Genomic DNA, 12,101 nt, shown 5'->3' with positions numbered 1-12,101 from the left:
TATTTGTGCATAACGACTAATATGATATCTTCCAAAAGATGAAAGAGTGAGGTAGATAATTAAGAAATAAAAGTCTAATAATACATCTTTTAAAAATTATTGGTTACGGATTTGTTTTAGTGAGGACTAGATTTTAACTCGTAAATTAAGTAGTACGGCTACTATGATTTACAATTCTAATTTAAGGTAAACTGCCAGAAGTGCCAGTTTTTTTAGGAATGTAACTTTTAGCGGGTTTTTGTTATTTCCGTCAGTTTAGTTTTTTAAGATGCTTACCTAATAGTATTGCGGTTATTTATAAAAAGTATATACTATTATTTAATAGACCATGGAGTTAATGCACAGTCTTTATTGGAATCCATAAAAGAATTAAACACTAAAAGTTTATATTTGTGTAGATTAGCTTTTTTATGACAGTGAAAATAGCTGTTATATTATGTTCCTCTTCAAAATATAATTATGAAATAACTTTACCTGATTCTGTTTTTTTTGTTAATTTTAGCTAGTCAATTACATGCTAAAGTGAATAGCAGTTATTTAGATAATGATGTAGAAAACTTAAATGAAATAGTAGCTGATGTGGTATTGCCGTGAGCAATGATGACAGCTAGTGTTTCTTCGGTCTGTGTAAATGGATCTATTATTCCAGTAATAACTTTTACCGGAGGAGCGGGAATTACTAAAGTTAACAAGCCGTCTTAATGGTCAATTCTAGGGTCGTATATCTAGTCTAATAAGTAAGTAGGTAATGTTTTGCTAATCTTTTTAAGCTCATTTAGCAATTTGAATTTTCTGATTTTTAACCTAGTTGGTTCATTATAAAAATGTATTTAACTTATTTCCGAATTTGCTAAAAGTTGTTGACAACTCAGAGTGATTCTATTTCCTTAATTTACAACTCCAAAGTGAGGGAACTTCCCATTTTACGGGGAGCTTTCAAGGGACCGGCGATAAGTGTTTTTTATTAAGTGTGTAATCAATTACAAGATAATCAAATAGAAAAGCACTACTATGATTCCTTTTTGTTTCTGCGATGATTTATTAGTTATTTCGGGATGTGTTATTCTCAGATAAACTAAGTTAATAGTTTCTGCCCCAGGGTTGTTTTACTAAATAATTATCACAACTAGAGCAACCGCGACCAATTTGCCAAGTCAATGAAAGCTCATGCACGCCTTGGGTGTTTCCCAATTTCGAAGTGTTGATATCATAGGAATAGGCAAATACAAAACGATTTAACTGAATGGAGCCAAAAAGATTTACAGACGTTAAAAAGTGACTGTTATTGCTTTTTCCTTCCGGATTCGTTGCCGCAATGACTCCCAGAATTAAAGGTTTGAATTCGAGAGCTGTCCCAAAATCTAATCTGTTGTATTCAGCTTGTCGCATATAATTGGCAGTAAGCAATAAATTTGTTTGATCGGGAAAGAAATTTAAATGGGTTTCATCCAAACTGAATGAATATCCGGAATGAATGCTTAAAAACATTTCTAAAGGAACTTTAGCATTGTTAGTAAATGCAATATTTGGTTTATTCAAATGTTTTAATGACGCACCAAACCAGGCTTTGTCACTATACAATAGTATTCCAGAGGAAACATCTAAGAAATTGATTTTATCGGTAGCGTTTAAAAAACTTGGATCGACACTTCCTCCATTTATTGAACCGTCATTTGTATTAATTTGATCTTCGAATAAAAGACTACTTAAATTAAAGTTTTTACTTCCATATCCAGCTTCCAGACCTAATCGAAGTCGCCAATCATAATTTAGATTCACGTTATAGGAGTAAACTCCGTTGACTTGAATATAATTATAATTGGTAAAAACTTCCCGCTGATTTAAAATAGTCAACCCTAAGCCCATGTTTCTTTCAGGTCCAACAGGTCCATTAATGAAAGCATATTCCGTATCGATTCTTCTGTTGTCATTTGGCCATTGTGAGCGGTGTATGAGGCCAGTGTATCCCGTTATTAATGTTCCTGTAAAGGCAGGATTAAGTGATTCGGGAACCAAAAAATACTGTGTAAAAACAGGGTCCTGCGCCTTAATTTCTGCGATAGATATAGTAGTCAGTAGTATGTATATAACAAATTTTAGTTTCATTCTGGTTTGTGGGCTTATTTTATTAATACAAAAGGATGGTTTACATTGACAACAGTTCCATAAAAAGTTTCTCCGCTGACTTTGCAGTAGTAATTACCGTTTTCCGCATTCTGTCCTTTTATTTTACCATCCCAACCTCGCAAAATTTCTCCTGTCTCTGAATAGATCAATGAACCCCAGGTATCGTAGATGTCCAATCGAACATTTTTTAAAGCCTTAGTGACAGGTCTGAACGTATCATTGAGATTATCGTCATTTGGAGTAAAAGCGTTAGGAACTACCAATAAATATCCTTTTTCAACAATAAAGGTGATTTTTTGCACATATACGCATCCGAAAGGGTAGGTTACTGTTTGGGTTACAACATAATCTTTTGGATTTATGAAGGTATGCACTGGGTTAGGTTCTGTCGAAACGCTGCCGTCTCCAAAATCCCAGGCCACGCTGATATAATCTCCAGTGGCAGTATTGGTAAACTGAATGGGGTCATTTATCGAATAAGACCCATAACTTGAATATGCATAAGAACTTGCATTATAAGAAGGCGTTCCAAGGTACTGCAATTTAACATTGAAGGAGTAATTTGACTTACAGCCGATGGCATCGGTTACGTATAGTATAGCTGTCCCGTTTTGACTGGTATTCATCGTTTCATTATTCGCTCCGCTAACCGTTCCGCTTGACCAAACTAATTGGTAGGGTGGAACCCCGCCAGAAACTTGGGCTACAAAACTTTGTTTAACGTATTTGGTTTCACAGTCAAATTCGGTTTTGGTAACCACTCCGATCACTATAGCCGGTGGCCTATTGATACTAAATTGCGCCTGTTTTGAACAGCCGTTTGCATCTTTTACCGTAACCAAATAATTCCCTGCGGAAATATTGAACAAATCTTCCGTGGTCGTACCGTTAGACCAGGTATAGGTAAATGGCGCCGTGCCGCCTGCAACAAGGAGGTTTATCGCGCCGCTATTGGCATTATCACAATCAAAGGCATTGGTAACATTGGCCGAAAGTGCTAATAATTGAGGTTCCAATATGATAAAAGTTCTTTTGATTGTACAGGGCTTGCTGTCAACAATCGTTACCGTGTAAGAACCCGGGCCCAAATTATTCCTGACATTTCCTGCCGTGGCATTATCATCCCAAGTCAATTTTACCGGAGCGATACCACCCACTAGATTTAGATTAATACTGCCATTATGATCACCAAAACAGCTGATGTCTTTGACAACCGGGTTGATTGTGAAAATCGGTGCTTCGGGAATATTTACATTCAGGGTTTTTGTACAATTATTGGAGTCTGTAACGGTAATCAGATAATCACCAGCGGATAGATTGTCCTGGAAAGTGCCGCCTCCCATATTACTCCAGACGATTGCATAGGGAGCAACACCTCCATTTATGGTAAGGGTGATGGAAGCATCATTAGATCCATAACAGATTATTGGCGTGGTTGTGGCAGTCAAAACAATATTCGTTGGTTGGCTTAGCGTAACACTTAATGTTTTGGAACAGCCTGAATTATCGGTTACAACCAAATCATAAGTTCCAGCAATAATAGCACTTAGATTTTTATTGGAACTTGTAAATCCATTTGGTCCTGTCCAGGCAAAATTATAACCGGAAATTGCGGGTGTTCCTCCAACTGCCGAAATATTTATAGCTCCTGTAGATTCTCCAAAACACAATATATTGGTCTGGCTTATCAGGCTTACAGCTAATATTGGCGGTTCAGTAATAGTAAATGGCCTTGTTTTTGGACCGCAATTGTTAGCATCTGAAACCGAAACAACGTATACTCCAGGACTTAAATTTGATAGGTCTTTTGTGGTTGCATAAGGGGTTCCATTTTTGGTCCAGGTGAATTTATAGTTTAATGTTCCGCCGGAAATCGTGATTTTAATTTCGCCATTGGCATCATTAAAACAACTAATGTCTTTTTCTAAATCAGTGGTTATAACAATATCGTCGGGTTGAGTAATATTTACTGTTTGAACCTTGGCACAATTGTTAGCATCGGTAACGGTCAAATGATAAGTTCCCGCTATTAAGCCTGTTGCATTTAACGAAGTTTGTACCGGGACCGTATCCCAGGAGTACGTCAATGTTCCTGTTCCCCCACTGGCTAAAACGGAAACTGCGCCCGTATTATTCCCGAAACAATCCACATTGGTTTGAGAAGCGATTGCGGTTACAATTCCGTTGGGTTCCGTTATTATGGCCTGCGTGCTTGTCGAACAAGCTTTCGAATCTGTGACGGTAACTGTATATGTTCCAATTGCCAGATTTATGGCAACATTCGAAGTTTGTATTGGTGTTGTATTCCAAGAATAGGTAAAAGGTGATGTTCCTCCATTAGCAGTTACAGTTGCTGAACCGGTACTGTTTCCTGAACAGAAAACATCCGTTTGGGCGGTTATAATTGCGCTCATTCCCGCTGGTTCTGTTATTGTGATTGGACTTGAAATTCCGCATCCGTTTGCGTCTGTAACAGTTACGTTATAAATCCCTGCTTTTAATCCGGTAGCTGTTGACAAGGTTTGAATTGGGCTGGTATTCCACGAGTAAGAATAAGGGGAAGTTCCTCCAGAAACTGAAACGGTAGCGCTTCCGTCATTGCCGCCAAAACAACTTACGTTATTTGAGTTGGAGATTATTGAACTTAACGCTCCTAATGGCTGTGTTATGAGCACCGTTTGCACTTTTGAACAACCATTAGCATCTGTAACGGTTACATTATAATTTCCTGCCGTTAATCCGGTCGCAGTTGCAATTGATTGTACCGGTACCGTATTCCAGGAATAGGTTAGAACTCCCGTGCCTCCGCTAGCGAGAACCGTTGCGGAGCCCGTACTGTTTCCAAAACATAATACATTGGTTTGGGAAGCGATAGACGTAAGAATTCCATTTGGTTCCGTAATAACTGCTTGTTTTTGTATCGAACAGTTATTGGCATCAGTTATCGTAACGGTATAAGTTCCTGCCGTCAATGCTGTGGCTGTTGCCAAAGTTTGAATCGGGCTGGTATTCCAGGAATAAGTTAAGTTTCCAATACCACCGCTGGCAGTTACCGTTGCCGAACCTGTTGCATTGCCTGCACAGCTAACATCTGTTAATCCTGATATGGAAGCAGTGATGCCGCTGGGCTGTGTAATGACTATTCCGGGAATTGTCTTTACACTCCCATTTCCATCCGTAACTTTTATGTCATAAATCCCTGCTGCCAAACCCGTAAAAGTATAATTCGTAGCCGCTGAATCAATAATACTAATTATTGTTCCGCCTCCTTGCAAAGTTAATACATAATCATAAGGGCCAACAGATTGTTGTGTAATAGCAACTTTAATAGTACCAGTCAAATAACCAAAACACAAAACATCGATATGTGCCGCGGTATCTTCCTGGATGAGTAACGGCAGGGGGGAGGTCAAAGTAAAATTTAATATGACAGCATTACATAAGCTGTCATTTATGGTTAGCGTATACGCTCCCGCGGCAACATTAGAAATATCCTGGCTTGTGGCCGAAAAAACGCCTGGTCCCGACCACAAATAGGTATAATCACCCGAACCTCCCGTAACTGTAACATTAATTGCTCCATCAGATACTCCAACAGAACTCACATTGAAACCATTGAAATTAGACAGGATGCTGGATGTTATTATGGCAGGATTTACAATGATTTTATAATCTAAAGTCGGGCCCGAACAAGAAACCCCATTATTGTCGAAAGTGGCTGCCGCCGTATACGTTACGGTTAGTGGATTAGTGGTTAAATTCACCAACGTTTGAGCTGGAATTGTATTCGTTCCCGAAGGAGTTGCTCCAGAAATTCCCGCTGGAATGTTTGCGGTCCAATTGAAGGTTACCGTTCCGGTAGTTGGACTTGCTATTGATATTGGTGAACTGTCACTTCCTGAACATACAGTTTGGTTGCCTCCCGAAAAAACAACTTTTGGGGAAGGGTTTACCGTGATCACTGCCGTAAATGAAGAGCCAATACAGCTGCCCGATTTTGGGATTATGGTGTAGGTGGCCGTTTGAACATCATTTGTCGGATTTACTAAGGTGCCATTAATAGTTGTCTGATTTGTCGATGCTACAGCTCCCGTAATTCCTCCCGTGATGACCGGAACTCCCCAAGAATAAGTAGTTCCAGCTGGAACGATGTTTCCCGATCCGTTTGAGGGAATTATTGAAAAGGAAGTATTGGAACAGATAGTTTTGTTTTGTGCCGTTGTGATTGATGGCACTGGATTGACTGTTATGGTATAAGGATATGAAACTCCCTGACAACTTGCACCACTATTCGATTCGGCTTTTGCCAAATAAGTTACCACAATTGGCAGATTGGTTGAATTGGTTAATGTTTGAACCGGTATAGTGCTGGTCCCACTAGTTATAACTCCCGATATTCCTGCCGGTTCTAAGGCCGTCCAAGTGAAGTTAGTGCCAGTCATTGTGCTGCTTAAAATTACTGAAACAGAAGAAGAAGCCGAACATAAAATTTGATTTGTTGGAGAGAATACAACTGCAGGTGATGGGTTTATCGTGATTGTAAAAGCTCTGGACACTCCATTGCAGCCATTCAAACTTGGAGTTACCGTGAAATTGGCAACAATGGGATTAGTGCCATTATTGATAGCAGTAAATGAGGGGATATCTCCAACGCCAGTTGCTCCAATTCCGATAGCCGGATTACTATTTGTCCAATTGTATACTGTATTTTGAATTGCTCCCGAAAATAAAATAGCGGCGGATGACTGTCCGTTGCAAACCGTTTGACTCAAAGGCAGATCCACAGTTGGCGTAGGATTAACGGTGATTGTAAAAGTTTTTGGAGTTCCAAAACAACCATTTGCTTTTGGGGTAACCGTTATGGTTGCTGTAACTGATATTAACCCGGTATTCGTTGCGGTAAAACTGGCGATGTTGCCGCTTCCTGCTGTTGCCAAGCCGATGGATGCTGTGTCATTCGTCCAGTCAAAAGTAGTTCCTGAAGCATTTCCCGAAAAGTTAATAACTCCACTCGAAGCAGTATTACATTTGACAAGATTTGGCGTTGAATTTACCGTTGGATTTGGATTGACAGTAATGTCAAATGTTTTCGATAAACCCGTACAACCATTAACAAATGGAGTTACAGTTATTGTTGCAGTCACAGCCGTAGCTCCTGTATTTATTGCTGTAAATGAAGGGATTGTATTGGTTCCTGAAGCAGCGATTCCAATGCTTGTAGTACTTGATGACCAATTATAAGTCGTGCCAGGGACATTTCCTGTAAAATCTATTAGAGTACTCGATATTCCAGCACAAAGGGCAACGCTTGTAGTTGCGTTAACGTCAGGTTTTGGATTTACGGATACAACGATATCAAAAGGCAAACCTGCACAACCATTGGCAGACGGGATAACGGTATAAGTTGCCGTTTGGACAACATTGGTCGGATTGGTCAAAGGACCAGAAATTGTTGCCGAGTTTGTTCCGGCAACCCCACCAGTAACTCCACCCGTTACTGCAGGAGCAGCCCAAGAATAAGTGGTTCCTGCAGGGATTATGTTGCCAGCACCATTAGCTGGAGTGACGGAAAATGAGATGCCACTACAAATTGTGGCAGTCATATTGGTTGCAATATAAGGTTTTGGCTTTACGGTTATAGTATAAGGAAACAATGCTCCGGTACAACTGCCGCCACTTGCCAATGTTGCTTTTGCATTGTAAGTTATAACGATACTGGTATTTGTGCTGTTTACTAATGTTTGGGTAGGTATAGTATTGGTTCCGCTTGTTGAAATTGCTGATATTCCCGCTGGTTGGGCTGCCGTCCAATTAAAAGTGACTCCCGGACTGGCGCTGTTCAATGTTACCAAGGCCGAAGAGTCTCCCGAACAAATAGTCTGGTTAGATGGTGAAAAAGTGACTACCGGTGATGGGTTTACGGTAATGTTAAAAGTTTGGGGTATACCCGAACATCCATTGGCGGTTGGAGTCACATTTATTGTTGCTATAATTGGACTTGAGCTTGTATTTGTTGGTGTAAATGAGGGTATGTTTCCCGTTCTGAGAGCTGCTAAACCAATTGCAGGATGGGAGTTCGACCAGGAATAAGTTGTTCCTGAAACTGGGTTACTAAAAGTTATCGGCGCTGTCGCTACTCCGTTACAAAACTCCTGATTGGACAACATTAATGCAGCTGGGGTTGGATTGACCGTTATAGTTACCGTGAATGGAGCTCCGACACAATTACCCGATGTACCAGACTTCGGGCTTACGGTATACGTTAATGTTGCAGAAGAATTGGTCGTATTTGTAAGGGTCTGACTGATATTCGGCTGGTCGGTAGCTTGCAGACTTCCTCCGGTTATGGCTCCTACCGGATTACTAACCGGATCTGCCCAAGTATAAGTTGTTCCTGCTGCCACAATATTTCCGCTGCCATTCGTCGGACTGATGGTAAATGCCGTTCCGCTGCATATAGTTTTGCTTTGCGGTGTTACAAGTGGTTTTGGATTTACGGTTACCGTTACTGTGAAGGTCGCTCCTGGACAATTTCCAGTATCGCCAGATTTTGGAGTGACGGTGTATGTCAGGGTTGCGGGTGCATTGCTGCTATTGTTTACTGTCTGACTGATGCTCGTTTGGGGAGTTGCCTGAGCTGAGCCTCCAGTGATTGCTCCAAGAGGACTGCTTGTCGGGCTTAGCCAGGTATAAGTGGTGTTTAAAGGAACTATTGTTGCTGCAGTCGGAATGCCATTTGATGGGATAACCGTAAAAGCATCTCCACTGCATATCGTTGATGATTGGCCAGGAATAACGGGTTTTGGGTTTACGGACACAACAACATCAAATGCTGTGCCTGAACATCCATTAAATGAAGGAATAACAGAATAAGTTGCTGTTTGGACAACATTGGTCAGATTGGTCAATGTGCCAGAAATAGTTGTCGGGCTTGTTCCCCCAACCCCACCGGTAATTCCCGCCGTTACTGTAGGAACTCCCCAAGAATAGATGGTTCCTGCGGGGATTATGTTTCCAGCTCCATTAGTCGGAGTGACAGTGAATGCTGAACCACTGCAAATCGCGGCAGTCATATTTGCCGCTACATTAGGTTTTGGTTTTACGGTTATGGTGTAAGGAAATAATGCTCCGGCACAACTGGCACCATTTGCCGATGTTGCTTTGGCATTATAGGTTAGCACGATGTTGGCATTCGTGCTGTTTATTAAAGTTTGGGCAGGTATTATATCGGTTCCACTTGTTGAGACTCCTGATATTCCTGTTGGTTGGACTGCCGTCCAGTTAAAAGTGGCTCCTGGAGTGGTACTGTTTAATGTTACCAAAGCCGAAGTGTCACCCGAACAAATAATCTGGTTGGCCGGTGAAAAAGTCACTACCGGTGACGGGTTTACGGTAAATAGTGCCGTTGTTTTACAACCTGCATTATTTGTATATGTAATAGTGGTCGTTCCTGCCGAAACTCCGGTTACTAATCCTGTATTATTTACTGTGGCGACAGTTTGAGCTGACGATGTCCAAGGCGTAGCTGCAGCAGCAGATGGTGAACCTGTTAATTGGGAGCTGGTACCAATACAAGAAAACAAAGTACCCGATATTGTGGGCGAAGGATTAATAGTAAATGAACTGCTTGAAGTGGTTGTTCCACATTCATTGGTTACTTTCAAAGAATAGGAAAAGGTTCCGGAAGTACTGTAGCTAATAGTTCCAGGATTAGCTGTAGCTAATGTTGCTGGTGTAGACGCTGTTCCGCCAGGAAAACTCCACTCATACGTCAAGGGAGATTGGGTCCCACAATTCACAATAGTAGCAGATGGACTAATTGTGGTTGTTGGCAAAGTTTGACAAAGGGATGCAATTGGATTTATGGTTACCGTTGGTGGTTGTTTTACAGTCACGGTTTGCGGAGTGGATGTTACCGAACCGCAGGAATTAGTAGTTGTAAGTGAAACATTATATGTTCCCGCATTGTTAAATTGAAAGGTAGGGTTTTGTGAAGTAGCACTGGTTCCGTTTAAATAAGTTACTGATGAGGCTACTCCACAATAATTGCTTGTATAGACAACATTCCATTGATAAGTAACCGGTGAACAAGAAACTGAAGTATTCGTTGCGCTTGAATCTGCAATCAGAACTAAAGGTTTACAGCCAATTAGCGGATTAATTAAAGAAAACAATGGTGTTACTTGTGATTGTACACAAATATCCTTAGAAACAGAATCGACACCACAACTATTTGCAATAAATAAAGTTATTCTATAATTACCAAGTTGATTAAAGGTTATTGTTGGAGTCATTGAACCATTTGTCCAAGAATCAAAATCAGCTTCAGTTAGCCCATTATTGGAGCCTAATCCAGAAGCTATCCAAGCACCTGTAGTTACAGGAGTTAATGCTGTAATTGTCCAATAAAAATTACCTGTAGTTAAACATGTGGCTCCATTTGATGTTGGAATTGTTTGTCCAAAACTAGAAGTGTTTGTAAGCTGGAATGGTATACCAATACAAATTTTAGTAGGGAATGGTGTTGGGGCAAAACTAGCTAGAGGGGCTTTACCAACTGAAACTAAACCAGTACCGGATGGCTGTGGCGTAGTAGTGCATGGATTTTGAGTTATTACAATAGGCTGATAGGTATTATAATAAGTTGTAGCACCTAACACAACATTAATCCCACAAGAAGATGATAGATAAGTTTTCGTAATAATATAAGTACTTGTTAAAGTGCCAGGGTCTATTGAAGGAGAAGACCATGACATAGTGGAAGTTGCTGGTGGAACAGATCCACCTTGATTGTAAACAAAGTTATCTTGCGTTGACATTTCACCCCAAGTGCCAGAATATGTAGTACCGTCAACATTATTTGGAACTGTAAAAGTCCACTGTGTAGTTAACGGAGCGCATCCATTAGCTTGATTTTGATTTAAAACCAAAGTTGCGGCTGCAGGTGAACTTCCTACAAATGCATTGAATTGTTTTGTTATTGAACAACCATTAGTAAAATTAATAGTGATACTAATCAAATGCATACCAACATTGTATGTATGCAATATTGTATTAGACCAATCTACAGAAGTCAAAACCTGAGTTGAGGGAGAACCGAACCCCCAATCAATTGTATAATTCTGAATGTTTGAACTATAGGAAGGAATAGTAAGCAGAAAATTAATTACACCTGTTGTTTGAGAAGGAGATGTAGTACATTTAACTAAAATTCCATTTTGAAGTTGACCACTCGTTATTTGCGGCTCCGCAACATCAACATGAACAACATCTTGAACAGAACAACTACCAATACTTGCTGTTACAGTATAATCACCTGACATTACTATTGAAGAGTTTGAAATGCTAGGCGATTGTTGATTGCTTGTGAAACTATTTGGTCCTGACCAAGAGTAGGTCACAGCATTAGAGCCATTTCCTGAAACACTTGCGTTTAAATTTATCGTATTCCCATTGCAAAGCAAAATATCACTACCTGCACTTACAGTAAAATTAGGAATTACCGTAATTGTTACTGGATTGCTGCTGGAAATACCAACATCATTACCTGTTTTATCTTTTACACCAGTCAAAACGTAGGTGAAAGTGCCTGTAACATTTGTTGGAGCCGGAACGGTCACACTTTTATTATTTCCTTGTGTTGCAATGGGTGTCTGCAATACTCCATTTATGGTGTAAGTAAATGTATACGGCTCTTTATTGTCGTCCTTTACTTCAAATGTTATTAAAGGTGCTGCCGCATTCTGGCATACTGTTGCATTTCCTGTTATTTGTCCAGAAGGATCAGCAACCGTTTTTATTATTATGCTTTCCTCTGCTTTATTTATGGAATAAGAAGGGATTGAATTAAAATTTATTAGAACGAATAAAAATATAATCTTGTGTATATTTCTCATAAATGTATCTTGCTGCTAGGGGTAATTATATTTTATTCTTAAAATTAATGTCCAAACATACGATTAATAAGAATCCGT

At 40.0% G+C, this 12,101-nt stretch carries 3 protein-coding genes; all 3 read right to left on the bottom strand.

The genetic code is table 11. The annotated features are described in order from the left end of the window. Positions 1–533: 533 nt before the first annotated feature. Positions 534–692, bottom strand: a complete 159-nt coding sequence (locus QO200_RS00210) for a hypothetical protein (protein ID WP_371535102.1) — start codon at positions 690–692, stop codon at positions 534–536. Between the two features lie 388 nt (positions 693–1,080). After that, positions 1,081–2,106, bottom strand: a complete 1,026-nt coding sequence (locus QO200_RS00205) for a PorP/SprF family type IX secretion system membrane protein (RefSeq protein WP_371535100.1) — start codon at positions 2,104–2,106, stop codon at positions 1,081–1,083. A gap of 14 nt (positions 2,107–2,120) precedes the next feature. Beyond that, positions 2,121–12,023 (bottom strand): PKD-like domain-containing protein, encoded by a 9,903-nt coding sequence (locus QO200_RS00200; RefSeq protein WP_371535098.1) that lies wholly within the window; start codon positions 12,021–12,023, stop codon positions 2,121–2,123. Between the last annotated feature and the right edge of the window lie 78 nt (positions 12,024–12,101).

The organism is Flavobacterium sp. Arc3 (assembly GCF_041431375.1).
GTDB lineage: Bacteria > Bacteroidota > Bacteroidia > Flavobacteriales > Flavobacteriaceae > Flavobacterium.
Note: the sequence above shows the minus strand (reverse complement) of the source record. Positions and strands in the feature narration are given on the sequence as shown.